The 26,335-nt window shown below is 56.9% G+C and carries 18 protein-coding genes; 10 read left to right on the top strand and 8 right to left on the bottom strand.

Features of this window, described 5'->3' with window-relative positions:
- Position 1: 1 nt before the first annotated feature.
- Genes FKM52_RS09555 through FKM52_RS09545 form a run of 3 tightly spaced genes read right to left on the bottom strand, consistent with a single transcriptional unit; the run spans position 2 to position 3,609 of the window.
- Positions 2–1,150, bottom strand: coding sequence for a glycosyltransferase family 4 protein (locus FKM52_RS09555; protein WP_141175974.1), 1,149 nt, complete (start codon positions 1,148–1,150; stop codon positions 2–4).
- A 6-nt stretch (positions 1,151–1,156) separates the two neighbouring features.
- On the bottom strand, positions 1,157–2,404 hold the full coding sequence (locus FKM52_RS09550; RefSeq protein WP_141175973.1) for a glycosyltransferase family 4 protein: 1,248 nt from the start codon (positions 2,402–2,404) through the stop codon (positions 1,157–1,159).
- Entirely contained in the window at positions 2,404–3,609 is a 1,206-nt protein-coding gene (locus FKM52_RS09545) for a glycosyltransferase family protein (protein WP_208852789.1), read from the bottom strand. The genes FKM52_RS09550 and FKM52_RS09545 overlap by 1 nt, the downstream gene beginning before the upstream one ends.
- Positions 3,610–4,560: 951 nt before the next feature.
- Here FKM52_RS09545 and ansP point away from each other — a divergent pair.
- Positions 4,561–6,063, top strand: coding sequence for an L-asparagine permease (gene ansP, locus FKM52_RS09540; RefSeq protein WP_141175972.1), 1,503 nt, complete (start codon positions 4,561–4,563; stop codon positions 6,061–6,063).
- Positions 6,064–6,100: 37 nt separating this feature from the next.
- Here ansP and narL read toward each other — a convergent pair whose 3' ends face one another.
- Positions 6,101–6,754 carry a two-component system response regulator NarL gene (narL, locus tag FKM52_RS09535; RefSeq protein WP_141175971.1) on the bottom strand — a complete coding sequence of 218 codons (654 nt, stop codon included), beginning with the start codon at positions 6,752–6,754 and terminating at the stop codon, positions 6,101–6,103.
- A gap of 354 nt (positions 6,755–7,108) precedes the next feature.
- On the opposite strand from narL, the gene FKM52_RS09530 reads away from it, so the two are divergent.
- Positions 7,109–8,503, top strand: coding sequence for a NarK family nitrate/nitrite MFS transporter (locus FKM52_RS09530; RefSeq protein WP_141175970.1), 1,395 nt, complete (start codon positions 7,109–7,111; stop codon positions 8,501–8,503).
- Here FKM52_RS09530 and FKM52_RS21690 read toward each other — a convergent pair.
- The gene (locus FKM52_RS21690; protein ID WP_181407919.1) at positions 8,500–8,664 is read right to left on the bottom strand and encodes a hypothetical protein; all 165 of its coding nucleotides are present in this window, start codon (positions 8,662–8,664) and stop codon (positions 8,500–8,502) included. The genes FKM52_RS09530 and FKM52_RS21690 overlap by 4 nt on opposite strands.
- A gap of 168 nt (positions 8,665–8,832) precedes the next feature.
- On the opposite strand from FKM52_RS21690, the gene FKM52_RS09525 reads away from it, so the two are divergent.
- From FKM52_RS09525 to FKM52_RS09500, 6 genes are all read left to right on the top strand, one after another.
- Positions 8,833–12,594, top strand: coding sequence for a nitrate reductase subunit alpha (locus tag FKM52_RS09525; RefSeq protein WP_141175969.1), 3,762 nt, complete (start codon positions 8,833–8,835; stop codon positions 12,592–12,594).
- The gene (gene narH / locus FKM52_RS09520) at positions 12,591–14,135 is read left to right on the top strand and encodes a nitrate reductase subunit beta (RefSeq protein ID WP_141175968.1); all 1,545 of its coding nucleotides are present in this window, start codon (positions 12,591–12,593) and stop codon (positions 14,133–14,135) included. The genes FKM52_RS09525 and narH overlap by 4 nt, the downstream gene beginning before the upstream one ends.
- Positions 14,132–14,854, top strand: coding sequence for a nitrate reductase molybdenum cofactor assembly chaperone (gene narJ / locus FKM52_RS09515; protein ID WP_141175967.1), 723 nt, complete (start codon positions 14,132–14,134; stop codon positions 14,852–14,854). Before narH ends, narJ begins: the two co-directional genes overlap by 4 nt.
- A 2-nt stretch (positions 14,855–14,856) precedes the next feature.
- Entirely contained in the window at positions 14,857–15,534 is a 678-nt protein-coding gene (gene narI, locus FKM52_RS09510) for a respiratory nitrate reductase subunit gamma (protein WP_141175966.1), read from the top strand.
- A gap of 260 nt (positions 15,535–15,794) precedes the next feature.
- Complete coding sequence (nudK, locus tag FKM52_RS09505) at positions 15,795–16,373, top strand: GDP-mannose pyrophosphatase NudK (RefSeq protein ID WP_141175965.1); 579 nt, start codon at positions 15,795–15,797, stop codon at positions 16,371–16,373.
- A gap of 693 nt (positions 16,374–17,066) precedes the next feature.
- On the top strand, positions 17,067–18,128 hold the full coding sequence (locus FKM52_RS09500) for a DUF1176 domain-containing protein (protein ID WP_141175964.1): 1,062 nt from the start codon (positions 17,067–17,069) through the stop codon (positions 18,126–18,128).
- A gap of 53 nt (positions 18,129–18,181) precedes the next feature.
- Here the strand turns inward: FKM52_RS09500 and ampH are convergent, their stop codons facing one another.
- Positions 18,182–19,348 (bottom strand): D-alanyl-D-alanine-carboxypeptidase/endopeptidase AmpH, encoded by a 1,167-nt coding sequence (gene ampH, locus FKM52_RS09495; RefSeq protein WP_181407925.1) that lies wholly within the window; start codon positions 19,346–19,348, stop codon positions 18,182–18,184.
- Between the two features lie 354 nt (positions 19,349–19,702).
- Here ampH and FKM52_RS09490 point away from each other — a divergent pair, with 354 nt between their 5' ends.
- Complete coding sequence (locus FKM52_RS09490) at positions 19,703–20,014, top strand: hypothetical protein (protein ID WP_141175962.1); 312 nt, start codon at positions 19,703–19,705, stop codon at positions 20,012–20,014.
- Between the two features lie 431 nt (positions 20,015–20,445).
- Here the strand turns inward: FKM52_RS09490 and tkt are convergent, their stop codons facing one another.
- Positions 20,446–22,446 carry a transketolase gene (gene tkt, locus FKM52_RS09485; protein WP_141175961.1) on the bottom strand — a complete coding sequence of 667 codons (2,001 nt, stop codon included), beginning with the start codon at positions 22,444–22,446 and terminating at the stop codon, positions 20,446–20,448.
- Between the two features lie 80 nt (positions 22,447–22,526).
- Positions 22,527–23,477, bottom strand: coding sequence for a transaldolase (gene tal / locus FKM52_RS09480; protein ID WP_141175960.1), 951 nt, complete (start codon positions 23,475–23,477; stop codon positions 22,527–22,529).
- A gap of 534 nt (positions 23,478–24,011) precedes the next feature.
- Here tal and maeB point away from each other — a divergent pair.
- Positions 24,012–26,291, top strand: coding sequence for an NADP-dependent oxaloacetate-decarboxylating malate dehydrogenase (gene maeB / locus FKM52_RS09475; RefSeq protein ID WP_141175959.1), 2,280 nt, complete (start codon positions 24,012–24,014; stop codon positions 26,289–26,291).
- The last annotated feature ends 44 nt before the right edge of the window (positions 26,292–26,335 follow it).

Below are 26,335 nucleotides of genomic sequence, written 5' to 3'. Positions count from 1 at the left end.
CTCAGGTTAATCCAGCCAGCTGCAAAATCCGCGTTACCACTCGATCCCAGCTATGTTCCTCTGCGGCCTGGCGCTTACCGGCGGCTCCCAGGCGCAGGCGCAGGGCGCTATCGTCCAGCAGTCGCTCCGCCGCGGCGCATAGCTGGGCGGGATTATCCGGCTCGACCAAAAGCCCGGTTTGTCCTTCGCTGACAATTTCGGCCAGATGACCGGTGCGCGTAGTGATCACCGGCAGGCCGGCCGCCATATATTCATAGATTTTCAGCGGGGAAAAATAGAAGCCCTCCAGCTGCGGATAGGGCGCCACGCCAATATCCATCGCGGCCAGCAGCGCAGGCACCGAGGCCGGAGGCACGGCGCCGGAAAAGTGCGTATATTCCAGCAGCCCCAGCTGCTGCAGCTGCTGACGAATAGCCGGATATTCCGGGCCATCGCCGACCACCGACAGCCGCACCCGGCGCCCGCGCTGGTGCAGCAGGGCGAAGGCGTCAATCAGCGTTTGCAGGCCGTGCCAGGGCTTCAGCGTGCCGAGAAAGCCGAGCGTCGGCAGGCTGTTCGGCGGCCGCGCTGATTCGCTGAAGCGCTGTGGATTAACGCCGTTGGCCACCACATGCGTGCGGCTGGCGCAGGCGGGGGCGAAATTATCCAGCCAGCGCTTTACGCCCGGCGAAACGGCGACGATGGTAGCGGCGTCGCGCAGCAGCCGTTGCAGCACCCTCTGCGCCTCTTCTTCACAGGGAAGCACGCGCCAGGTGCGCTGTTCCTCAATTAACGGCGCGTTGACCTCCAGCACGCTTTTGCAGTTCGCTATGCGCGCGTAGCTGATGCCGCCGTGGCTCCAGAGGGAGTAACGTTCATACACCAGATCGAAGGGCGCGTTTTCTTGCAGCAGGGCGACGATCTGCGCGTTGGCCTTGAGCGCGGCGCGCGCGCGCGCCTCGGCGTCGGCGGCAGAGGGCAGAGCGGGCAGGGTTAAAATTTTGATGCGCTGAAACTCCGGCGGCACGTCGCCGCCCAGACGTTGGGCTATCAGCGTCAGATGCGCATTCTTTTTCAGCAGGGCGCGCAGCACCTCCTGAATATGGATGGAGGCCCCTTTATTGCCGAAAACGGGGATGCCGGGATCGGCGCAGATATAAGCTACGTTCATTGCTGTTTACGCCAGAAGTGAGGGAGTGGCGGCGTATTTCACGCCGGCGCAGGCAAAAATTTCACGCATCCTGGCGCTGTTGCGATCGATATCGAAGCTCTGCTCAATGCAATGACGCGCCTGCTGCGCAAGCGTAAGCTGCAGCGCCGGATCGTTTAATAAACGCTGCATCGCATCGGCCAGCGCCAGCGGATCGTCGGGCGTCACGCAAAGCCCGGTAATCTCATCGCTGACCAGCTCCGGAATGCCGGCCACCTCGGTTGAGATAACCGGCGTCCCCAGCGCCATCGCTTCCAGCAGCACCGTCGGCAGCCCATCCCGATCGCCTTCTTCGCTGATTACCGAAGGCGCTACCACCATCGCCGCCTGTTGCACAGCCGCCTTGACTTCCGGCTGCGGGCGCGAGCCGGATAACGTCACGCGATCGCCAAGGCCGAGCCGCTGAATCTGCGCGGCCAGCGTCGGACAGAGCGGCCCGTCGCCGATCAGCGTGCAGGAAAATTCTTCATTGCGCGCCCGTAATATATCCAGCGCGTCGATCAGAACATGAAAGCCTTTTTTCGCCACCAGCCGTCCAATTGCCAGGATCTGCCGCGGACGCTGCACGGGCGCCAGATAGCTAAACTGCGCCAGATCGAGGCCGTTATAGATTCGCACCACCTTATCCGCCGCCACTGGCGACTGGCTGTGCAAATAGTCCAGGTTGTAATCGGAAACGGTGATCGCCCGCAGCGCATCGCGCAGCTTTAGCTCGATCTGCGTCGGCTTTTCATAGGGGAAATAGATATCTTTCGCGTGGGCGGTAAAGGAGTAGCTTATTCCGCTTAGTTTCGCCGCCAGCCGGGCGACTGTGGTAGCGCGCGTGGCGAAGTGAGCGTGCAAATGCTGAATGCCGCGCTCCTGCACGGCCAGCGCCAGCATAATGGCCTGGGCGACCTCATGCACGCTATAGCTGTAAAGTACCGACATGCGCGTAGTAAAGTCAGGCAGTTGCTGACAGGCCTGCTGCCACAGCGTCCAGTATGCTTCGCTGCTGCGCTGCTTATCCGCCAGGCGCGTTACCGGCGCGCGCACGCGCGCGATGCCATCCTGAAAATAAGCTTCTTCCACCGGGCCGAGGGCGAAGATATCGATTTTCAGACCGCTTCGCTCATGGGCCAGGATTTCATTTACTACAAAGGTTTCGGAAAAACGTGGATAGCGCTTAAGAACGTAGCCGATATAACCCTGGTTTTGCGCTCTCTCCTGATGCATTAAATCAGCTCCTTGCTGGGTAAATCGAGGGGGACAGTCTGCTGCTTTAACAGCCGGCGGATATTGTTTACGAAGTTGCCCAGCCCGTTAAAATTCAGCAGGGTAAGGGGATCGGGCGGCGGCAGGGTTTCGGCCAGCCACTGATTCAGGCGCAGCACGCTGAAGCGTTCCGGATGAATGCAGGTCACCAGCTGCTGTTTCGCTAACTGGGTGGCGCGTATCCACTGCTCCTGGCGGGGCGTGACGCGGGGAACAATCAGCGCGCGCTTGCGGAAAGAGAGGATCTCCGTCACGGTGTTATAGCCGCCCATCGCCACCACCGATCGCGCCTGGCGCAAAAGTTCCAGCGGTTCCGAGACGAAACGCACCAGCGCCAGATCGGTACGGCGGCGGGCATGCAGCGCCAGCGCGTCATACTCCGCCTGCGGCATCATCGCGCCGGCGATCAGCACTCCCATAGTGCCGGCGGGAAAGGTCGCGCTGGCGAAAGCGGAGGCCAGCTGGAAGCCATCCTGACCGCCGCCGGCAACGCACAGCGCGTAGGGGCGATCGATAGCCGGCACGATCTCCTGCGCCGGAAGGCTTTTTCTGGAGCGCAGCTGGGCGTTCAGGTAGCCGAGAAAGGTCAGCTTTTGCCGGATGTCGTCGCTGAAATCGTAGGCGTCAACCAGATCGTAAAGCCTGGCGTCGCCATACACCCAGATGGCGGAAATGTAGTCGCGGATATTGGCGTAGTTGTTCAGCTTCTTCCACTGGCGCTTCACGGTATTCGGCGTATCGAGAATATCGCGCAGCCCCAATACTACCTTGACGCCTTTTTGCGCCAGCATCGGCAACGCCGGTTCCAGTTCAGACTGCGCTCCGCCGGGCACGTTATCAATAACGAAAATATCTGGTTCAAAGGCTTCCAGCGCGGCATAAATAATGTTGCTGCGCAGCGTCGTCAGGCGTTTTATATCGCAACCCAGCGAACGTGGAGAATAGTTGCCGGCGGCATCTTTAAAATATGAGGGCAGCGTGACGACATCTGCACCGGCGGGTAAAAAGAAACGTCCGGCTTCACGCACGCCGTTGATAAGCAGAATTTCTGCATCAGGTATCGCTTTTATTACCGCATCCGCTAAAAGTAAATTTCTTCGGATATGTCCTAATCCCATGGTGTCATGCGAATAAAACACCAGGCGAGGTGAGCGTTTTTTTTGCATATCAGAGCGTTCCTTCTTTTAACTATCCGCTAAGTTAAGGCAGGCGAAGTTTAAAAAGGAGAGGATCGCCTGCTGCTGTTGACGTAAAGCCTGTTACGCCACTTTATTTGCTGTGCAGAAAGTTTAAAGGTGAAACGATAAAGTTATATTTACCCTGCAATCAGGGGAAATATATAAAATTTATTTAATTAACCATAAATTAATCAACGGCAACGCAATAAAACCACCGTTTAATGCGGCGGCGTGGTGGTAATAATTTACCTTTATTGGCGTTCATTTTAATACGTTAAAAAAACGTTATCGACACGGTGTTACATGGCGGCGTAATTGATTATGCAGCGCGGCAATGGTAAACACAATATAGCGAACCTACGTTTACGTTAAACTGTAATTTTCTTTTTTAAATGGGGTTGGTTGGTTAAATATAACTTGATTTACTCTCTGGCCGTAGAGTAAAGCAAAAAAGCCGGCGTTTTTTTAGAGAAATCTTATATTTTTTTATTATTGGGCGTTTTTTCCAGTTAATTTTCCGCCGGGGCGGGTGCGGTGAATAACCCTGGTTTTATCCGCAGATAAATAAATATTAGCGCCGTCTGACTGATACTTTTCCGCCGTCGTCGTCGGTCCGTCGCCGCCTTATGCTGTTCAGCTTAAATTAAAAGTCCTGTATTGACGGCTAAAGCTCGCCGCTTTTTCACGTTGCCCGCCGGCAGTCGCTTCGGCTGCGTTTCACTGGAGCGAAAAGATGACGAAAGCGCAAAAAATTCGCCGCCGGGGTTTTGCTTCCATCCAGGAGAACGGTTAGGATTCATTGCCGTAAATTCGCTGTGTCGCCACACTACAATACCCAGACCTTCAGCGAATTTATCCCTCAGCGCAAACGTTTGTTTATCTGACGTTGGCCAGCTGGGCGGAAAGGTGCCCCTATCGGACAGGACAACAGGAAAGGCAATGAAAGCAACCAAGAAAACGGCAGCGGAACAGCGCGCTGCCAGAAGACGCTGGCTGAATTCACATGATGCTGGCTACCACAAGGCAATGGGTAATCGTCAGGTGCAGATGATTGCTATCGGCGGCGCTATCGGGACCGGGCTGTTTCTCGGCGCGGGCGCGCGTTTGCAGGCTGCCGGCCCGGCGCTGGCGCTGGTTTATCTCGTCTGCGGTATTTTTTCCTTCTTTATATTACGCGCGCTGGGCGAACTGGTTTTGCACCGGCCTTCCAGCGGCAGCTTTGTTTCTTATGCGCGTGAGTTTCTCGGTGAAAAGGCCTCCTATGTGGCGGGCTGGATGTATTTCGTCAACTGGGCGATGACCGGCATTGTCGATATCACCGCCGTCGCGCTCTATATGCATTACTGGGGCGCCTTTGGCGATGTGCCGCAGTGGGTGTTTGCGCTGGGCGCGCTGGCGATTGTCGGCACCATGAACCTGATTGGCGTGAAGTGGTTTGCTGAGATGGAGTTCTGGTTTGCGCTGATCAAGGTGCTGGCGATTGTGATTTTCCTTATCGTCGGCGTGGTTTTCCTCGGCAGCGGCAAGCCGCTGGACGGCAACGCCACCGGCTTCCATTTAATTTCCGACAACGGCGGTATGTTCCCGCACGGCCTGCTGCCGGCGCTGGTGCTGGTGCAGGGCGTGGTGTTCGCCTTCGCCTCTATTGAGCTGGTGGGGATCGCCGCGGGTGAATGTAAAGAGCCGAAAAAGGTGCTGCCGAAGGCGATCAATAGCGTTATCTGGCGTATCGGCCTGTTCTATGTCGGCTCGGTCGCGCTGCTGGTGCTGTTGCTGCCGTGGAACGCCTATCAGGCGGGGCAGAGTCCTTTTGTCACCTTCTTCTCCAAACTGGGCGTGCCCTATATCGGCAGCATCATGAATATCGTGGTGCTGAGCGCCGCGCTCTCCAGCCTTAACTCCGGCCTTTACTCTACCGGGCGTATTTTGCGTTCGATGGCGATGGGCGGCTCGGCGCCGCAGGCGCTGTCGAAAATGAGCAGCCAGCAGGTTCCCTATGCCGGGATTCTGGTGACTATCGCCGTATATGTGGTTGGGGTGGTGCTGAACTATTATGTGCCGTCGCAGGTGTTTGAGATCGTACTGAACATCGCCTCGCTGGGAATTTTGTCGACCTGGGCGTTCATTATCGTCTGCCAGATGCGTTTGCGTAAGGCGATTAAAGAGGGCAAGGCGGATGACGTGAGCTTTAAGCTGCCCGGCGCGCCGGTAACCTCATGGCTGACGCTGCTGTTCCTGCTCAGCGTGCTGGTGCTGATGGCCTTTGATTACCCTAACGGCACCTTTACCGTCGCATCGCTGCCGCTGATTGCCGTTCTGCTGGTTCTTGGCTGGTATGGCGTGCGTAACCGCGTTCACTCTATCGCCATGACGGAGCATGAGCATCATGAAACGGCGGCATCGGAAGAGCATACGCCGCTGAACGAATCACCCTCTAAATAATCTCTTCCTGCCGGACGGCAGCAAAGTCGTCCGGCGCTTAAGCGCCGTTCTTATTCTGTAAATACCATACCGCCGCTTCGACGCGCGACTTCAGCTGCAGCTTCTTCAACAGATGTTTTACGTGAACTTTAACCGTACTTTCCGTAATGTTAAGCTTGCGGGCGATGGTTTTATTGGGCAGGCCGCGCGCAATCTGGCGCAGAATGTCATGCTCGCGCCGCGTTAGCTGCTGAATATCCCGCTGCGCGGCGGGCGGCGTTTCTCGCAGGCTGCTGATCAGCACCGAAGTGAGGGTATCGCTTAATACCATTTGCCCCGCAGCGGCCTGATGCAGCGCGCTGAGCAGCTCCTCCGGCTCCATATCTTTTAGCAGGTAGCCGTCCGCGCCGCGCTTCAGCGCGCTGACCACATCTTCTTCATCGTTTGAAACGGTAAATACCACAATCCGGCCTGAGAGATCGATACGACGCAGGCGATCGAGCGTTTCCAGCCCGTTAATGCCCGGCATGTTCAGGTCGAGCAAGACTAAATCGGGATCGTGCTGTTCGGCCAGCGCAATGCCCTGTTCGCCGTTGCCTGCTTCGGCGATAACCTGCAGCTGAGGATCGAGATGTATCAGTTGCTTAACGCCGTTGCGTAACATGGGGTGATCGTCAATCAACAAAATAGTGGCGGCGTCTTGGGTGCTCATTCTGGCTCCGGTTAAACAGGGTGTTGGCAACAGGGATACGCGCGACGAAAACCGTCTCCTCAGCGGGAGAAAAGGGTTGTCCGCTGTTTTTCATTATGCTTGTTATGCTATTTATACCTCAAAAGGGGTAGCTCGAATGAATTCATGGTAAAAATTAACGCCCCGAAGCGGTGAGTGTATCATTTTAATACGCTGTTTTTCCTCATATTGAGTTGGCGAAAAACACTACTCATTTAGAGTACCAGGTACAATTGCGGCCTGAAATTAACTGTGACCACGTTGATTTAAGTCAACTCTGGCCCCTAAGCGACCCGGCAGGATGTGCTCAATTTCCATTCCTTTACCGGGGTTATTATGTCAAATTTAGCCACGCCAACAGAAAAAACGTCAGGCGGCGTAATACAAGATTGGCGGCCAGAAGATGCACAGTTCTGGCAGCAAAGCGGTAAGCGTATTGCTAACCGTAACTTATGGATTTCCGTATTTTGTCTGCTGCTGGCATTCTGCGTCTGGATGCTGTTCAGCACCGTTGCGGTCAACCTCAATAAGGTTGGTTTCAACTTTACCACCGATCAGCTCTTTCTGCTGACGGCGCTGCCTTCCGTCTCCGGCGCTATTTTGCGCGTCCCTTATTCGTTTGTCATTCCCATCGTCGGCGGCCGTCGCTGGACCGCATTCAGCACAGGTTTCCTGCTGCTGCCCTGTCTGTGGCTTGGCTTTGCCGTGCAGAATCCGGAAACGCCGTTCTTCGTGTTTGTGCTGATCTCGCTGCTGTGCGGCTTCGCCGGCGCTAACTTTGCGTCAAGCATGGGCAATATCAGCTTCTTCTTCCCGAAAGCGCAGCAGGGCGGCGCGCTGGGCATCAACGGCGGCCTGGGCAACCTGGGCGTGAGCGTGATGCAGCTGCTGGCGCCGGTAGCGATCTCCTTCGCTATTTTCGGTTTCTTCGGCGGCCATGGGCAGGTAACCACCGACGGCAGCCAGATGTGGCTGGAAAATGCCGCCTGGATTTGGGTGCCGCTGCTGTTGATCGCTACCGTTGCCGCCTGGTTCGGCATGAACGATCTGGCCGCGTCGAAAGCTTCTCTGCGCCAGCAGCTGCCGGTACTGAAACGCGCCCATCTTTGGGGTCTGAGCCTGCTTTACCTTGCCACCTTCGGCTCTTTTATCGGTTTCTCCGCCGGCTTCGCCATGCTCTCCAAAACGCAGTTCCCGGACGTAGTGATCATGAAGTACGCCTTTTTTGGTCCGCTGCTGGGCGCGCTGGCGCGTTCCGCCGGCGGCGTGATCTCCGATCGCTTCGGCGGCGTGCGCGTTACGCTGATCAACTTTATCGCCATGGCGATATTTACCGCGCTGCTGTTCCTGGCGCTGCCGGAAGCCGGTCAGTCGGGCTCTTTCGCGCTGTTCTTCGGTATCTTTATGGTGCTGTTTTTAACCGCCGGCCTGGGCAGCGGCTCAACCTATCAGATGATTGCGGTGATTTTCCGCAAGATTACCTGGGATCGCGTTAAAGCACGCGGCGGCAGCGATAAAGAAGCGCAGCAGGAAGCGGTGACCGATACGGCGGCGGCGCTCGGCTTTATCTCCGCGATTGGCGCGGCGGGCGGCTTCTTTATTCCGCAGACCTTCGGCATTTCGCTGGCGATGACCGGCTCGCCGGCCGGCGCGATGAAAATCTTCCTGGTGTTCTACATCATATGCGTATTGATCACCTGGCTGGTTTACGGGCGTAAAGCGGCGCGTTAAACGCCAAAGCCGGCTTCCTCCTTCGGGACGAAGCCGGTTTTTTTATTAATCACCATTTTTGGTGTGGCTACTCCTAAAAAGCCGGTGCTGTTTTCAGAGCAGAAGCTTGTGCGGCTTTTTGGAGGTTTCACCAGTTTTTTCAAATGGTTACGCAGTAGCAATGCATGCTACTTAAGTGGTAGCCCGGCGCGAGAGGGTTGTACGGTAACCGTGCTGACTTGATCGCAATCAAGCGGCCAGCCTCGTCAGCTAAGTAGGCTGTTGCCCACATCATAAGCAATGTCGTTTAGCCATTCAAAAACAACACCGAGCCTTCAGGAGAATTCCAGATGAGCAAATTTCTGGATCGGTTTCGCTACTTTAAACAGTTAGCAGAACCTTTTGCTGGTCAGCATGGCCAGACACTTAATACTAACCGAGACTGGGAAGATGGTTACCGCAGCCGCTGGCAGCATGACAAAATCGTGCGCTCCACGCACGGCGTCAACTGTACCGGTTCATGTAGCTGGAAAATCTACGTAAAAAATGGTCTCGTCACCTGGGAAACCCAGCAGACCGATTATCCGCGTACCCGCCCCGATCTGCCTAACCATGAGCCACGCGGCTGCCCGCGCGGCGCCAGCTACTCCTGGTATTTATATAGCGCCAATCGTCTGAAATATCCACTGATGCGCAAACGCCTGGTAAAACTGTGGCGTGAGGCTAAAGCGCAGCACAGCGATCCGGTAGACGCCTGGGGCTCGATCGTTAACGACGCGGAAAAAGCGAAAAGTTATAAAGTGGCCCGTGGACGCGGCGGATTCGTGCGCTCCAGCTGGCAGGAAGTTAATGAAATCATCGCGGCGGCCAACGTCTATACGGCGAAAACTTTCGGGCCGGACCGCATTATCGGCTTTTCGCCGATCCCGGCGATGTCAATGGTTTCCTATGCGTCAGGCGCGCGCTATCTCTCGCTGATCGGCGGCACCTGCTTAAGCTTCTATGACTGGTATTGCGACCTGCCGCCGGCATCTCCGCAAACCTGGGGCGAGCAGACCGACGTCCCTGAATCTGCCGACTGGTATAACTCCTCTTATATTATCGCATGGGGCTCTAACGTGCCGCAGACGCGTACCCCGGACGCGCACTTCTTTACCGAAGTTCGCTACAAAGGGACCAAAACCGTAGCGGTAACGCCGGACTATGCCGAAGTCGCCAAGCTGTGCGACCTGTGGCTGAATCCGAAGCAGGGCACCGACAGCGCCATGGCGCTGGCGATGGGCCACGTTATGCTGAAAGAGTTCCATCTCGATCGCGAGGTGAGCTATTTCCGCGACTACGTACGCCGCTATACCGATATGCCGATGCTGGTGATGCTGGAACCGCGCGAAGGCGGCTACTACGCTGCCGGACGTATGCTGCGCGCCAGCGATTTGGTGAATAACCTCGGCGAAGAAAATAATCCGGAATGGAAAACCATCGCTATCGACGGCCTGAGCGGCGAACTGGTCGCTCCGCTGGGCTCCATCGGCTATCGCTGGGGCGAAGAGGGTAAATGGAACCTTGAAGCGCGTGCGGGCCAGGACAAGCGCGACGTCGAACTGCAGCTGAGCCTGCTGGGCAACCATGACGAGATTGCCGAAGTGGGCTTCCCGTACTTCGGCGGTATCGAAAGCGAACACTTCAAGAGCGTGACGCTGGATGAAATCCTGCTGCACAAGCTGCCGGTTAAGCGCCTGCAGCTGGCCGACGGCAGCGAAGCGCTGGTTACCAGCGTTTACGATCTGACGCTGGCTAACTATGGTCTCGATCGCGGTCTGGGCGATGCCAACTGCGCCGCCAGCTACGACGAAATCAAAGCTTACAGCCCGGCATGGGCAGAGAAGATTACTGGCGTATCCCGTCAGCAGATTATCCGCATCGCGCGCGAGTTTGCGGAAAACGCAGAGAAAACCCACGGTCGTTCAATGATCATCGTGGGCGCCGGTATGAACCACTGGTTCCATATGGATATGAACTACCGCGGCCTGATCAACATGCTGGTGTTCTGCGGCTGCGTCGGCCAGAGCGGCGGCGGCTGGGCTCACTATGTCGGTCAGGAAAAACTGCGTCCGCAGACCGGCTGGACGCCGCTGGCGTTCGGTCTCGACTGGCAGCGTCCGCCGCGTCATATGAACGGCACCTCTTTCTTCTATAACCACTCCAGCCAGTGGCGCCATGAGACGGTAGAAACCGAGACGCTGTTATCGCCGCTGGCGGATAAATCGCGCTTCCAGGGCAGCCTGATCGATTTCAACGTGCGCGCTGAGCGTATGGGCTGGCTGCCGTCCGCGCCGCAGCTGTCAATGAACCCGCTGCATATCGCCGCGAAGGCGCAGGCTGCCGGTCAGACGCCGCTCGACTACACCGTGGAGAATCTGAAAAGCGGCGCGCTGCGCTTTGCCGCTGAACAGCCGGATAATCCGCAGAACTTCCCGCGCAACCTGTTTGTCTGGCGTTCTAACCTGCTGGGCTCCTCCGGTAAAGGGCATGAGTATATGCTCAAGTACCTGCTGGGCACCGAAAACGGCATTCAGGGCAAAGACCTGGGCGAGCAGGGTAGCGTGAAGCCGCAGGAAGTGGAATGGCAGGATAATGCCGGCGTCGGCAAACTGGATCTGGTGGTCACCCTTGACTTCCGTATGTCCAGTACCTGCCTCTACTCCGATATCGTACTGCCGACGGCGACCTGGTATGAAAAAGACGACATGAATACTTCGGATATGCATCCGTTTATTCATCCGCTTTCCGCCGCTGTCGATCCTGCCTGGGAAGCGAAAAGCGACTGGGAGATCTATAAAGGCATCGCGAAACGCTTCTCTGAAGTGTGCCAGGGTCACCTGGGCAAAGAAACCGACGTGGTTACGCTGCCGATACAGCACGACTCCGCCGCTGAGCTGGCGCAGCCGTTCGGCGTGAAACAGTGGAAAAAAGGCGAATGCGATCTGATTCCGGGCAAAACGGCGCCGCATATCATCACCGTTGAGCGTGACTATCCGGCTACCTGGGATCGCTTCACCTCCGTAGGTCCGCTGATGAATACGCTCGGCAACGGCGGTAAAGGCATCAGCTGGAATACCGACAGCGAAATCGAGCTGCTGAAAAAACTTAACTACGTCAAACAGGATGGTCCGGCTGCCGGGCGTCCGAACATTGACAGCGCGATCGATGCGGCTGAGGTCATTCTTACCCTGGCGCCGGAAACCAACGGCCATGTGGCGGTAAAAGCCTGGGGCGCGCTGAGCAAAATTACCGGACGCGACCATACGCATCTGGCGCTGAATAAAGAAGAGGAAAAAATCCGCTTCCGCGATATTCAGGCGCAGCCGCGTAAGATTATCTCCAGCCCGACCTGGTCTGGTCTGGAAGATGAGCATGTCTCCTATAACGCCTGCTACACCAACATCCATGAGCTGATTCCGTTCCGTACCTTAAGCGGCCGTCAACAGCTCTATCAGGATCACGAGTGGATGCGCGCCTTTGGCGAGAGCCTGCTGGTTTACCGTCCGCCGGTGGATACGCGCGCCGTGCAGCCGCTGCTGAATAAGAAGCCGAACGGCAACCCGGAGAAAGCGCTGAACTTCATCACGCCGCACCAGAAGTGGGGGATCCACTCCACCTACAGCGACAACCTGCTGATGCTGACGCTGTCGCGCGGCGGGCCGATCGTCTGGATGAGCGAAGACGATGCGAAAGAGCTGGGCATTGAAGATAACGACTGGATCGAAGCCTTTAACGCCAACGGCTCCCTGACGGCGCGTGCCGTAGTCAGCCAGCGCGTACCGGCGGGAATGACCATGATGTACCACGCCCAGGAACGTATCGTGAACATTCCCGGCGCGGAAATCACCGGCCAGCGCGGCGGTATCCATAACTCAGTGACGCGCGTTTATCCGAAACCGACCCATATGATCGGCGGTTACGCGCAGCTCTCCTACGGCTTTAACTATTACGGCACCGTAGGTTCGAATCGTGATGAGTTTGTAGTGGTCAGAAAAATGAACAATGTCAATTGGTTGGATGGTGAAGGCAACGATGAGTGCCAGGGTACCCGTCAGGAGGCTCAGCAATGAAAATTCGTTCGCAAGTCGGCATGGTGTTAAACCTCGACAAGTGCATCGGCTGCCACACCTGCTCGGTCACCTGTAAAAACGTCTGGACCAGCCGCGAAGGCATGGAATATGCCTGGTTTAACAACGTAGAAAGCAAGCCGGGTCTCGGCTATCCCCATGCCTGGGAAGATCAGGAGAAATGGAAGGGCGGCTGGATCCGTAAAATCAACGGTCAGCTGCAGCCGCGCATGGGCAGCCGCGTCGGCCTGCTGTCAAAAATCTTCGCTAACCCGGATGTGCCGGCGCTGGATGACTACTACGAGCCTTTTGATTTTGATTATCAAAATCTGCAAAAGGCGCCGGAAGGCAAACATCAGCCGATCGCCCGCCCGCGCTCGCTGATTACCGGTCAGCGGATGAAAAAAATCGAAAACGGCCCGAACTGGGAAGAAATTCTCGGCGGCGAGTTTGAGAAACGTTCGAAGGATAAAAACTTCGATAACATCCAGAAGGAGATGTACGGCCAGTTCGAAAACACCTTCATGATGTATCTGCCGCGCCTGTGCGAGCACTGCCTCAACCCGGCGTGCGTGGCGACCTGTCCGAGCGGCGCGATCTATAAGCGCGCGGAAGACGGCATCGTGCTGATCGATCAGGATAAATGCCGCGGCTGGCGTATGTGCCTGACCGGCTGCCCGTACAAAAAAATCTACTTCAACTGGAAGAGCGGCAAATCAGAAAAATGTATTTTCTGCTATCCGCGTATCGAGTCCGGGCAGCCAACCGTCTGCTCTGAAACCTGCGTGGGCCGTATCCGTTATCTGGGCGTGCTGCTGTATGACGCCGACCGGATCGAACAGGCGGCCTCGGCGGAGAATGAGAAAGATCTCTACCAGAGCCAGCTGGATATCTTCCTCGATCCGCACGATCCGGCAGTGATCGAGCAGGCGCTGAAAGACGGCATTCCGCAAAGCGTGATCGACGCGGCGCAGAAATCGCCGGTATACAAAATGGCGATGGACTGGAAGCTGGCGCTGCCGCTGCATCCTGAATACCGTACGCTGCCGATGGTTTGGTACGTTCCGCCGCTGTCGCCGATCCAGTCCGCCGCTGACGCGGGCGTGCTGGAGCAAAAAGGCGTGCTGCCGGACGTGGAAAGCCTGCGTATCCCGGTACAGTATCTGGCGAACCTGCTGACCGCAGGCGATACCGCCCCGGTGCTGCTGGCGCTGAAGCGTATGCTGGCGATGCGCCACTTCAAACGCGCGGAAAGCGTGGATGGCGTGGTGGATACCAGCGCGCTGGAGCAGGTTGGTCTGACCGCTGCGCAGGCGCAGGAGATGTATCGCTACCTGGCTATCGCCAACTACGAAGATCGCTTCGTTATTCCGTCCAGCCATCGTGAGCTGGCGCGTGAGGCGTTCCCGGAAAGCAAAGGCTGCGGCTTTAGCTTCGGCGACGGCTGTCACGGCAGCGATAGTAAATTCAACCTGTTCAATACGCGCCGTATCGATGCTATTGACATCACGCGCCAGAGCGAACGTCAGGAGGATGCCTCATGATCGCGCTACGGATTATCGCCCGCCTGCTGGATTACCCCGATCGCGCGCTGTTCGATCACCAGCAGGATCTGGAAGAGGCGCTGGCGTCAGCCAGCGAACTCCAGCAGGCGCAGCGCGAGCGTTTGCTCGCGCTGCTGCGCGACTTCAGCGCGCGCCCGCTGCTCGATCTGCAGGCGGATTACTGCGAGCTGTTCGATCGCGGACGCGCTACTTCGCTGCTGCTGTTTGAACACGTACACGGCGAATCGCGCGATCGCGGTCAGGCGATGGTCGATCTGCTGGAGCAGTATCGTGCGGCTGGCCTGGAGCTTGACAGCCGCGAGCTGCCCGATTTTCTGCCGCTCTATCTGGAATATCTGAGCAGCCGCAGCCCTGAGGCCGCCCGCGAAGGTCTGGTTGATATCGCTCCGATTCTGGCGCTGCTGAGCGCGCGCCTGCATCAGCGTAACAGCCGCTGGGCCGAGCTGCTCGATCTGCTGTTAGCGCTTTCCGAAAGCGGCGTTGCGGCTCAGGCCCTGCAAACGCAGGTTGCGCAGGAAGCGCGCGACGATACGCCGCAGGCGCTTGACGCGGTCTGGGAAGAGGAACAGATCCGCTTCCTGGGCGAGCAGGGCTGCGCCTCGGCGCAACAGGAAGCGCACCAGCGCCGCTTTGCCGGAGCCGTTGCGCCACAGTATCTGGATGTGGCGCAAGCCACGATGGGAATGACAGGACGCTGATCATGCACTTCTTGAATCTGTTTTTCTTTAATATTTACCCTTACCTTGCCGGTACGGTATTTCTGGTCGGCAGCTGGTTGCGTTATGACTATGGGCAGTACAGCTGGCGAGCCGGCTCCAGCCAGATGCTGGATAAAAAGGGGATGCGTCTGGCGTCTAACCTGTTCCATATCGGCATTATCGGCATCTTCTTCGGCCACCTGGTCGGGCTGCTGACGCCGCACTGGATGTATGAGTCCTTCCTGCCGATCGCCGTGAAGCAGCAGCTGGCGATGGTTGCCGGCGGCATCTGCGGCGCGCTGACTCTGATTGGCGGCGGCCTGCTGCTGAAACGTCGTCTGACCAACCCGCGCGTACGCGCTACCAGCAGCGCCGGTGATATCATGATTATCACGCTGCTGGTGATTCAGGCGGCGCTGGGCCTGCTGACCATCGTTTTCTCCGCCCAACATATGGACGGCATTGAAATGATGAAGCTGGTTGGCTGGGCGCAGGCTATTGTCACCTTCCAGTCCGGCGCGGCAGCGCACCTGGAAGGCGTGGCGCTGGTTTATAAGATCCACATGGTGTTGGGCATGACGCTGTTCCTGCTCTTCCCGTTCTGCCGTCTGGTGCATATCTGGAGCGCCCCGGTAGAATATCTTACCCGTCGCTATCAGCTGGTGCGTAACCGCAACTGACAGCGTTTGCCGCAGGCCGTGCTGGCCTGCGGCAGTTTTCCCTTTCTCCTGCTTTCCTTCACCTGCCTGCTTTCCGCTGCGGTCAAATCGCTGTCTTGTTGCTCTGTTTGTTCCCCGGCTTTTACTCTGGCTGCCTGTTTGTCGTCCGCGTTTTTCTTCGCGCAGGGATGAAAGCCCGCCGTACGGCAATGCAATTCGGATAGTTTTCCCGCAGCGGCGGTTTTATCATCTCTGACTTCGGTTTAATTTCAGGAGTCGCTATGTCAGCCCCTATCAAACTGCTCAAAGAGAAGCTGCTGTCGCAAAACTGGTTTGTGCTGCGCAACTATACCTATGAGCTCACCACCGGCAGCGGTGAAAAGGTGCAGCACAAACGTGAAGTCTACGATCGCGGCAACGGCGCCACCATTCTGCTTTATAACCGTGAAAAGAATAGCGTGGTGCTGATCCGACAGTTTCGTATGGCGACCTGGGTAAACGGCAATGCGAGCGGCATGCTGATTGAGACCTGCGCCGGGCTGCTGGATGATGACACGCCGGAAGACTGCATTCGCAAAGAGGCGATTGAAGAGACCGGCTATGCCGTCGGCAAGGTTGAAAAGCTGTTTGAAGCCTATATGTCGCCCGGCGGCGTGACGGAGCTGCTGCATTTCTTTGCCGCCGAATATGATGAATCGCTGCGCGACAATGCCGGAGGCGGGGTGGAGGATGAGTCGATTGAGGTGCTGGAACTCTCTTTTCCGCAGGCGCTGGCGATGATTAACAGCGGTGAAATTCGCGATGGCAAAACTATTATGCTGTTGCAGTATGCGCAGCTCAACGGCTGGCTGCATCCCTGACAAGCAGGCGGCAGCGTTATGTGCGGCCGCCCGCTACGCCGTTTTATGAGCCGAGGCAAAAGAAGCTTAATCAGCGCTTTTTTAAGATTATCCCGGTTCCTGCTCCAGCCATTAGACTGAGTTGAACAGCGTTAAAATCTGTCCCGCTGGCTGTCCTGCCTGCTATTTGCCGCGAACCTTTTAACCCCCTTTTTTCTGCCGGGCGCGCGATAATGTTTCCTTTTCACCACCTCGTCGGCGGCCAATAACCGGCCGCTCAGTTTTATCTTAATAAGATAAAATGCCCTGACCGCTGATTTTTTCGTTAAGGATAAATAGCATTTCATAAAATATAGCGAAAAAGGTAGGGGGATAACGCCAGGCCGCCGCTGCATTTTAATCTGCTTTTTTTTTAAAACGTCACGCTATTCAGTCCGCCCTGGCCGGGCGGTTTTCCCTGGTATGAATAATGAAAAATTTTCTGGCGCCGCCTTTTTGTTACCCTGAATTTGAACCTTTGATGACATCTTTGTAGAGTGCGAGAAATCTTATTGAGGTAGAGTGAGAGGCAAAGGATGATGAAATATACCGTTACGCCAGCAGCGGGGCCGCTCACGCAGCTTACCTGCTGCCTGGTTGCCGGTTGGGGAAAGCATGGTGAACTGCCGTCGTTGCGCTATCATCAATGAATTAATTTAGGGATTGGGTCATTAAATGCCTTACTGGATGAAAACGCCGTTGCTGCTTTTCTTTTTCAACGTCAGCGTACAGGCGGCGCCGTTGCAAAAAACATTTACTGACTGGCAAATCACCTGTAATAACCTTAATTACTGTGTGGCGCGTAATATTCCCGGCGATAAAGGGCTGGTGATGACGATTGCGCGCCATGCCGGAGCTAACGATCGGCCGCTGTTGCGCATCGATTACGGCAACCGCTATACCGGCGAGTTAAAAGGGGCGGCGCTGCCGGATAATTTACTGCTCGATCAGCAGCGTCTCCGGCCCGATTTCAAGCACTGGACGGTAGAGCCGCACCATCTTGTGACGATCCATCCTATCGCTATTGATGAATTCCTGGCGCAGATAATCAATGCCGATAATATCCAGTTTACCGCGCGCCCGCAGGCGATGATTTCGCTGCATGGCTTAAAAGCGGCGCTGCTGTTGATGGATGATATGCAGGGGCGCGTCGGCAGCCTTGGCGCCTGGATTAAGCGCGGCAGCCGCAAAGCCTGGGAAGTACCGCCGGAACCAGCGCCGCCGCCGCTGCGCCGCGCCGATCGTCCGCCGGCTCCCCTGACGCGCGAAGAGACCAGCGGACTGATCGATTTTGGCACCTGGCGCGTAAATGCCGATGAGTGCTCGCTGGATCCGATGCGCCGCGAGGTCAGGGTTGCGCCGCTAACCGATACGCGCGCGCTGCTGCTGGTTAGCTGTGAAATGGGAGCGTATAACGTGATCGATTTGGCTTTTGAGGTTACCCGTTCGCAGCCGTGGGTGGCGCGTGGTCTGACGCTGACGCTGCCTTTCATACCGCCGCAGCGTAGTGAAAAACAGTTAGAAATTATTAACGCCGAGTATGATGCGGCGACCGGACAGCTCTATACCTTTGCCAAAGGGCGCGGGCTGGGCGATTGCGGCAATGCCAGCCGCTGGCAGTTTAACGGCCAGGAGTTTGCGCTGGCGGAATACGCCGAGGAGAGCACCTGCGACGCTTGGCACGGCAGCGATGACTGGCCGACGCTCTGGATCAGCCAGCGTCCGGCGTTGCCTTAAGCGTGTCGGGCGGGCGACGCAATAATAAAGCGCCGCCCCCACGCCGATGACTATTACTGCATAGCCTGCGCCAGCAGCGGCGCTCCGGTTTTATTCGCCACCAACGCGGCCAGCAAATCATGCACGCCGTCGCTCATGGCGCGAAAACGCGTTAGATTGGTACGGGTCACCACCACAAACACGCCGACGTTATGCTGCGGCACCATTGCCATATAGGTGATAAATCCGCCGCCGCCGCCGGTTTTCTGAATAATGCCCGGATGTCCGTCGGCCGGCGCGATATAGACCCAGCCCATTCCCAGCGCCTCCGCTTTGCCTGGCACATCCATTCCTTCGATTTTACTGAGCTGGCTGCGCTGATAGATTAACGTTTGCAGGCGATCGGTTTGCGGCGTGCGCACGTTAACATCGGAATTAAGGAACTGCTGCATCCAGCGCCCCATATCGTCAGGCGTGGAATAGACGCCGCCGCTGCCGATGGCGGCCAGCGTGGAGGTGCAGGGGCTGGCGCCGCGCTCTGGCACCATCAGCCGTTTGCACTGATCCGCGGATGGGGTAAAGGTGGTGTCCTTCATGCCCAGCGGACGAGCGATAAACTGGCGAAACAGCTCAGGCCAGGGCTTGCCCGCCGCGCGCGCCAGCGCATCGGCCAGTAAATCATAGGCAAGATTAGAGTAGGCGGCGCGTACGCCCGGCGGGGTGGTCAGCGGCGCCCGCTGCAGCCAGCGCCAGCGTTCCGCTTTGGTCGGCCAGACAAATACCGGCCGTCCCGCCTTCCCGCCGGGCTGTTCGCGCGGCAAACCGCTGGTGTGGGTGGAGAGGTGAATCAGCTGAATCGGCTGACCGCCATAGCTGGGTACGCGCATGCCGGGCGGCGCGTAGTTAGCCAGCGGATCGTCAAGACGAATTTTTCCCTGCTCCGCCATTTTTACCATAATTTCGCTGGTCATCAGCTTGCTCAGCGAGGCAATGCGGATTAGCGAATCTTTTTGCGGGCGGGTGGCGTTGCCGGGGCGCGTCTCGCCAAAGCTGGCGAAAACGCGCTGATTGCCATCTATCGCCACCAGCGCCATCCCGGCGGCGGCGCTGCCGTAAAAAATATGTTCGGCATAGCGATCGACGATCTGCGAGGCCAGCAGCGGATCGGGGGAGGAGAGAGGCTGAGCCTGGCTACATAGCGGCAGCGCAGCAACGATCGCGGCCAGAAGATAAAAGCGCATTTTCAACGGTATGGCGTCCTGTCAGGTTAATAACTGATAATAATAAATGTTTTTCCTTAAGAATAAAGACATAGTTAAGCGCGTTTTCATCATCTGTTCGAGGTAATAGCACATTATGTTTAACCTGAAGCCAGCGGGAAATAATTACTTGCCGGCGGTTATTTATTGTTAAGCAAGTATTGTCTTGTTTGCTAAAGGTATATTTTGTAGTGTTGCAGCAGTAGTTATAAATATATTCACCTGACGTTTTATGTTTGGATGAATTACTATACTTCCGACCAGGAGGCTATGTTAGATTTCATCTCGCTAACACATAGTAGCATTAATATTTAAATTTCATATTCAGGAGAAAAAATGAAAGAATTAACAATGGAACAAATCAATGTCGTTTCTGGCGGCACCAGCGAAGGTCTGATGGATAGCCTGTTTGGGGCTGTTGTTGGCGCGGCAGCTGGCGCGATGGGCGGTGTATGGGCCGCTTATAACATTACTGCGAAAGCACCTATGCTGGCCGGTATCCTGGCTCCGGTTCAGGGCGTTATTGGTAGCGTTATTAATGGCATCTGGGGCGCTGTATTTGGTCTGATTGGCGGCGCGGCGGTTGGCCTGGATGAATCAATTATGCGTCTGAACGAAGTTTGGGATAATATTAACAACGCTGGCTAATAGTTATAAAAACATTATATAACTACTGATTAGTCCCCTGTAAACAGGGAAGCTGCCATTTTGCCGCTTTAACGCCTGCAATATATTTTGAGCGGCGTCAGATTAAAATAATGATAAAAAAACTGACATTGACTTTATCGTTAAATGGTTATTTAGGTCGGGGCGTTAAATGTCGCCCCGATTATTTATTTCGCCTTTCAGCCGCGGCTGGCGCAGCGCTGATATTTTCCCCTCTTTTTTCATCTCCGGCCCGCAGCCTGTGCAGGGTCAAAAACCCACTAAAACCGCGTCGTAGATAAGTATCTGCCGTGCGCAAACGCTCAACAGAGCGGCGCCAGCAGTTAAGGCTGTTCTGCGCTGAAGCCCGCTGGGCGCAGACATAGTAAGGAGTGCACCGCCTCCTGAAGAGGCGGCGTGGTATGATTTACCTGTCAGTGCGGTTTTAACAACGCTTCGGCATGGCTGACAATGTTTTCTACCGTAAAACCGAATTCAGCAAACAGCTTGTCTGCCGGGGCGGATTCACCGAAAGTGGTCATACCGACAATGGCGCCGTTCAGGCCGACATATTTATACCAGTAGTCGGCAATGCCCGCTTCCACCGCCACGCGCGCGGTCACGGTTGAGGGCAGCACCGATTCACGATAGGCCGCGTCCTGCTTATCAAACAGATCGGTTGACGGCATAGAAACCACACGCACTTTGTGCCCGGCGCGGGAAAGTTTATCCGCGGCGCCGAGGGTGATTTCCACTTCGGAACCGGTGGCGATCAGGATAACTTCCGGCGTGCCCGCGCTGTCACGCAGGATATAGCCGCCGCGGGAAATATCGGCCAGCTGCTGCGGCGTACGATCGGGCTGCAGCAGATTCTGACGCGACAGAATCAGCGCGGTTGGGCCGTTATGACGTTCGATGGCATGTTTCCAGGCTACCGCCGTTTCTACCTGGTCGCAGGGGCGCCAGGTACTCATATTCGGCGTCAGGCGCAGGCTGGCCAGCTGTTCCACCGGCTGATGCGTCGGGCCATCTTCGCCCAGGCCGATGGAGTCATGGGTATAGACCATAATCTGCCGCGCCTTCATCAGCGCCGCCATGCGTGCGGCGTTACGCGCATACTCCACAAACATCAGGAAGGTAGCGGTATAGGGTACGAAGCCGCCGTGGTGAGCGATGCCGTTGGCGATAGCGGTCATGCCGAACTCACGCACGCCGTAGTGGATATAGTTACCGGCCGCATCGTCCTTAATGGATTTAGAGCCGGACCAGATGGTGAGGTTGCTCGGCGCCAGGTCAGCCGAGCCGCCCAGTAATTCCGGCAGCAGCTTGCCATAAGCTTCCAGCGCATTCTGCGAGGCTTTACGGCTGGCGATTTTATTGGTGTTGCCCTGCAGCTGTTCAATAAACTTCTGCGTCTCCTGCTGCCAGTTTTCCGGCATGCCGCCGGTCATGCGGCGCGTATATTCCGCCGCCAGCTCCGGCCAGGCGGCTTGATAAGCGGCGAACTTTTCGTTCCACGCTTTCTCGCGCTCGGCGCCCGCCTGCCTGGCATCCCACTGCTGATAGATATCCTGCGGGATCTCAAACGGCGCGTGGTTCCAGCCCAGCTGTTTGCGCGTCAGCGCGATTTCGTCATCGCCCAGCGGCGCGCCGTGCGACTCCTCTTTACCCGCCTTGTTCGGCGAACCAAAGCCGATAATGGTGCGGCAGATAATCAGTGAAGGCTTATCGGTTACGCTCTGCGCTTCTTTAATCGCGGCGGCGATCGCTTCTGCATCGTGACCGTCGATTTCACCGACCACATGCCAGTTATAGGCTTCAAATCGTTTTGCCGTGTCGTCGGTAAACCAGCCTTCGGTTTCGCCGTCGATGGAGATGCCGTTGTGATCGTAGAAGCCAATCAGTTTACCGAGGCCCAGCGTACCCGCCAGCGAACAAACCTCATGAGAAATGCCTTCCATCAGACAGCCGTCGCCCATAAACACCCAGGTGTTATGGTCGATGATGTTATGGTCCGGACGGTTAAACTGCGCGCCCAGCGTGCGTTCGGCGATAGCCAGGCCAACGGCGTTCGCCAGCCCCTGGCCCAGCGGGCCGGTAGTGGTTTCCACCCCTGGGGTGTAGCCGATTTCCGGGTGGCCCGGCGTTTTTGAGTGCAGCTGACGGAAGTTTTTCAGCTCGTCAATCGGCAGATCGTAACCGGTCAGATGCAGCAGGCTGTAGAGCAGCATAGAGCCGTGGCCGTTAGAGAGAATAAACCGGTCGCGGTCGGCCCAGGCCGGGTTGGCCGGGTTATGTTTCAAAAAATCGCGCCACAGCACTTCGGCGATATCCGCCATGCCCATCGGCGCGCCCGGATGGCCTGATTTTGCTTTTTGCACCGCGTCCATGCTCAGCGCACGAATCGCATTCGCCAGTTCTCTACGTGAGGACATGTTTTTCTCCCTTGAAGGAAATAAGAGGGGAATGAAAACGGGGCGAAAAGCCGCCCCTGAATCAATGTGGTTAGCGACCGTTACAGCCGGGCGGCCAGCGTCTCTTCCAGTTTTATCTGGTCAGCGGCGAACTGGCGGATACCTTCAGCGAGTTTCTCTACCGCCATCGGATCCTGGTTGTGTTCCCAGCGGAATTCCGCTTCGGAGAGCGAAGCCGGTTCGTGGAACCCTTCCGTAGACGGCGTCAGTTTACGTTCTACCGGCGCATCGCTGGATTGCAGCTCCTGCAGCAGGTTAGGGGAGATGGTCAGGCGATCGCAGCCCGCCAGCGCGAGGATCTGCTCGGTTTTACGGAAGCTGGCGCCCATAATGATGGTTTTGTAACGGTGTGATTTGTAGTAGTCGTAAATGTTGCGCACCGATTTCACGCCCGGATCTTCATCGACGATGTACGGATCGAGCGGTTTGCGGCTGTTGTACCAGTCGTAGATGCGGCCGACAAACGGCGAGATCAGGAAGACGCCCGCTTCGGCGCAGGCGCGCGCCTGGGCAAAGGAGAACAGCAGCGTCAGGTTACAGTTGATGCCGTTTTTCTCCAGCTCTTCCGCTGCGCGGATGCCTTCCCAGGTGGAAGCGAGCTTAATCAGAATACGTGAACGATCGATGCCGTGCTCTTCATACATCCGTACCAGCTTTTCCGCTTTGGTCACGCACATGCCGCGATCGAAGGAGAGGCGCGCATCCACTTCGGTCGAAACACGCCCCGGCACGCTTTTCAGGATTTCCATGCCGAGGTTCACCGCTACTTTATCGCTGGCGTTGATAATTTGCGTTTCTTTGCTGCCGCCCTGTTTTTTCGCGTAATCGATCGCGTCGTCAATCAAGTGCTTATAGGATTCAAGACCGGCGGCTTTCAGGATCAGAGACGGGTTGGTGGTGGCGTCTTCAGGATGGTAGTTGCGAATGGATTCAATATCTCCGCTGTCCGCCACTACGGTAGTAAACTGTTTCAATGCCTCTAGCTGATTCATCTGTTATCTCCTTGGTACCCAAAGGGTAATGCGAAAGTAAACGTGGTTCCCGACGGCGCCAGGGGAACGCTGTTGCTGGTGACAGGCGATCCACATTGCACCAGCTGCCTGACAGGGGGAATACGTTTTCTCTGATTGTTGCTATGGGCTGTTTCAATAGCGGCACGTTCGCCGCCAGGGCGCGGCCTGACGAAGCTGAACCTGATGCGGATGCCGCGACGATTTCAGGCAGGATGCCACGTGAACAGCACACAGACTTGATGAGCAGTGCCTCTTACGCCAGCGCGCGCACTTTCCCGCTGCCAGAAAAATAACCGCCATAGCCTCTGCCCGGCAGGGGCGATCGCTGCGTCACGATCGGACCATTAAGAAGCATAGCAGATGTGCAAAATAGCGTATCCGCCGCCTGAGTGATGCGTGAATCGTCACAGCGGGATAGACAATTCTTTGGTCCGCTTCAAGTTTTCTGCCGCGTCGCGCTCCTATACTGCGAAGTTGAAACTTTAATCCACGTTATCAATCAGGGAACCGCTGATGGACGATCAACTCAAGCAGAGCGCGTTAGATTTTCACCAGTTTCCCCAGCCGGGGAAAATTCAGGTCTCTCCCACCAAGCCGCTGGCGACGCAGCGCGATCTGGCGCTGGCCTACTCGCCGGGCGTGGCAGCGCCCTGTCTGGAGATAGCAGAGGATCCGCTTGCCGCGCATAAATATACCGCGCGCGGCAATCTGGTCGCGGTGATCTCTAACGGGACGGCGGTGCTGGGGCTGGGCAATATCGGCGCGCTGGCCGGAAAACCGGTGATGGAAGGTAAAGGCGTGCTGTTCAAAAAGTTTGCCGGCATTGATGTTTTCGATATTGAAATTGATGAGCTGGATCCGGATCGGTTGATTAACGTTATTGCCGCGCTGGAGCCGACCTTCGGCGGCATCAACCTGGAGGATATTAAGGCGCCGGAATGCTTTTATATTGAAAAAGCGCTGCGCGAGCGCATGAAAATCCCGGTGTTCCATGACGATCAGCACGGCACCGCGATTATCTGTACGGCGGCGGTGATCAACGGGCTGCGTATCGTGAAGAAAAATATCTCCGACGTGCGGCTGGTGGTTTCCGGCGCCGGGGCGTCCGCTATCGCCTGCATGAATCTGCTGGTTGAGCTGGGGATGCAGCGCCATAACATCATCGTCTGCGATTCAAAAGGGGTGATCTTCCAGGGACGCGAAACGCCGATGGCGGAAACCAAAGCCGCCTATGCCATTGAGGATAACGGCATGCGTCGGCTGGAGGAGGCGATTGCCGGCGCGGATATTTTCCTCGGCTGCTCCGGACCGAGAGTACTGACGCCGGAGATGGTAAAACGCATGGCGCCCGATCCGCTGATCCTGGCGCTGGCGAATCCGGAGCCGGAAATCCTGCCGCCGCTGGCGAAAGCGGTGCGTCCCGATGCGATTATCTGCACCGGCCGCTCCGACTACCCCAACCAGGTCAACAATGTACTCTGCTTTCCGTTTATTTTCCGCGGCGCGCTGGATGTCGGCGCGACGGCGATTAACGAACAGATGAAGCTGGCGGCGGTGCATGCTATTGCAGAGCTGGCGCTGGCGGAGCAAAGCGAGGTAGTGGCGTCGGCCTATGGCGATGAAGAGCTCTCCTTTGGTCCCGACTATCTGATTCCTCGGCCGTTCGATCCGCGTCTGATCGTGAAAATCGCGCCTGCGGTAGCGAAAGCGGCGATGGAATCGGGCGTGGCGACCCGGCCCATCGCGGATTTTGACGCCTATCGCGAGAAGCTGACCGAATTTGTTTATAAAACCAACCTCTTTATGAAACCGGTGTTCGCCCAGGCGCGCAAAGCGCCGAAGCGGGTGGTGCTGGCCGAAGGGGAAGAGGCGCGGGTGCTGCACGCTACCCAGGAACTGGTCACGCTGGGGCTGGCGCAGCCGATACTTATCGGGCGCCCTAATGTGATCGCCATGCGCTTACAGAAGCTGGGGCTGAAAATCGAGGCCGGAAAAGATTTTGAGGTGGTGAATAATGAATCCGATCCGCGCTTTAAGGCCTACTGGAACGAATATTACCAGATTATGAAACGGCGCGGCGTGTCGCCGGAGCAGGCGCAGCGCGCGATGATCGGCAACCCGACGCTTATCGCCGCTATTATGGTGCATCGCGGCGAGGCGGACGCGATGATTTGCGGCACTATCGGCAATTATAAGGAGCACTACGAGGTTATCGAGCGGGTGCTTGGCTTCCGCCAGGGTATTAACGTGGCGGGCGCAATGAACGCGCTGCTGCTGCCGAGCGGCAACACCTTTATTGCCGATACCTACGTCAATGAAGATCCGACGCCGGAGCAGCTGGCGGAGCTGACGCTGATGGCGGCGGAGACGGTGCGGCGCTTCGGTATCGAACCGAAGGTGGCGCTGCTCTCTCACTCCAGCTTCGGCTCTTCGGATGCGCCGGCGGCGCGCAAGATGCGTGAAGCGCTGGCGCGGGTGCAGGCGCTGGCGCCGGAGCTGGAGATCGATGGCGAAATGCACGGCGATGCCGCGCTGGACGAAAACGTGCGCCGGGATCTGATGCCCGACAGCCCGCTTAAGGGCGCCGCGAACGTGCTGATAATGCCGAACGTTGAAGCGGCGCGCATCAGCTACAACCTGCTGCGCGTCTCCAGTTCGGAAGGGGTAACCGTTGGCCCGGTGCTGATGGGGATCGCCAGACCGGCGCACGTGCTGACGCCGATTTCGTCGGTGCGCCGCATCGTGAATATGGTGGCGCTGGCGGTGGTGGAGGCGCAGACCCAGCCGCTGTAGTTCAGCGGCCCGAAGGCGGACGTCGGGGCGCAGCTGGCCGAACA

The organism is Mixta tenebrionis, assembly GCF_006517625.1.
GTDB classification, from domain to species: domain Bacteria; phylum Pseudomonadota; class Gammaproteobacteria; order Enterobacterales; family Enterobacteriaceae; genus Mixta; species Mixta tenebrionis.
This window is presented reverse-complemented; position numbering and strand designations above follow the sequence as displayed.

Coding starts and splice junctions, on each gene's coding strand:
- FKM52_RS09555 (WP_141175974.1), bottom strand. CDS start 1,150: ATGAACGTAGCTTATATCTGCGCCGATCCCGGCATCCCCGTTTTCGGC.
- FKM52_RS09550 (WP_141175973.1), bottom strand. CDS start 2,404: ATGCATCAGGAGAGAGCGCAAAACCAGGGTTATATCGGCTACGTTCTT.
- FKM52_RS09545 (WP_208852789.1), bottom strand. CDS start 3,609: ATGCAAAAAAAACGCTCACCTCGCCTGGTGTTTTATTCGCATGACACC.
- ansP (WP_141175972.1), top strand. CDS start 4,561: ATGAAAGCAACCAAGAAAACGGCAGCGGAACAGCGCGCTGCCAGAAGA.
- narL (WP_141175971.1), bottom strand. CDS start 6,754: ATGAGCACCCAAGACGCCGCCACTATTTTGTTGATTGACGATCACCCC.
- FKM52_RS09530 (WP_141175970.1), top strand. CDS start 7,109: ATGTCAAATTTAGCCACGCCAACAGAAAAAACGTCAGGCGGCGTAATA.
- FKM52_RS09525 (WP_141175969.1), top strand. CDS start 8,833: ATGAGCAAATTTCTGGATCGGTTTCGCTACTTTAAACAGTTAGCAGAA.
- narH (WP_141175968.1), top strand. CDS start 12,591: ATGAAAATTCGTTCGCAAGTCGGCATGGTGTTAAACCTCGACAAGTGC.
- narJ (WP_141175967.1), top strand. CDS start 14,132: ATGATCGCGCTACGGATTATCGCCCGCCTGCTGGATTACCCCGATCGC.
- narI (WP_141175966.1), top strand. CDS start 14,857: ATGCACTTCTTGAATCTGTTTTTCTTTAATATTTACCCTTACCTTGCC.
- nudK (WP_141175965.1), top strand. CDS start 15,795: ATGTCAGCCCCTATCAAACTGCTCAAAGAGAAGCTGCTGTCGCAAAAC.
- FKM52_RS09500 (WP_141175964.1), top strand. CDS start 17,067: ATGCCTTACTGGATGAAAACGCCGTTGCTGCTTTTCTTTTTCAACGTC.
- ampH (WP_181407925.1), bottom strand. CDS start 19,348: ATGCGCTTTTATCTTCTGGCCGCGATCGTTGCTGCGCTGCCGCTATGT.
- FKM52_RS09490 (WP_141175962.1), top strand. CDS start 19,703: ATGAAAGAATTAACAATGGAACAAATCAATGTCGTTTCTGGCGGCACC.
- tkt (WP_141175961.1), bottom strand. CDS start 22,446: ATGTCCTCACGTAGAGAACTGGCGAATGCGATTCGTGCGCTGAGCATG.
- tal (WP_141175960.1), bottom strand. CDS start 23,477: ATGAATCAGCTAGAGGCATTGAAACAGTTTACTACCGTAGTGGCGGAC.
- maeB (WP_141175959.1), top strand. CDS start 24,012: ATGGACGATCAACTCAAGCAGAGCGCGTTAGATTTTCACCAGTTTCCC.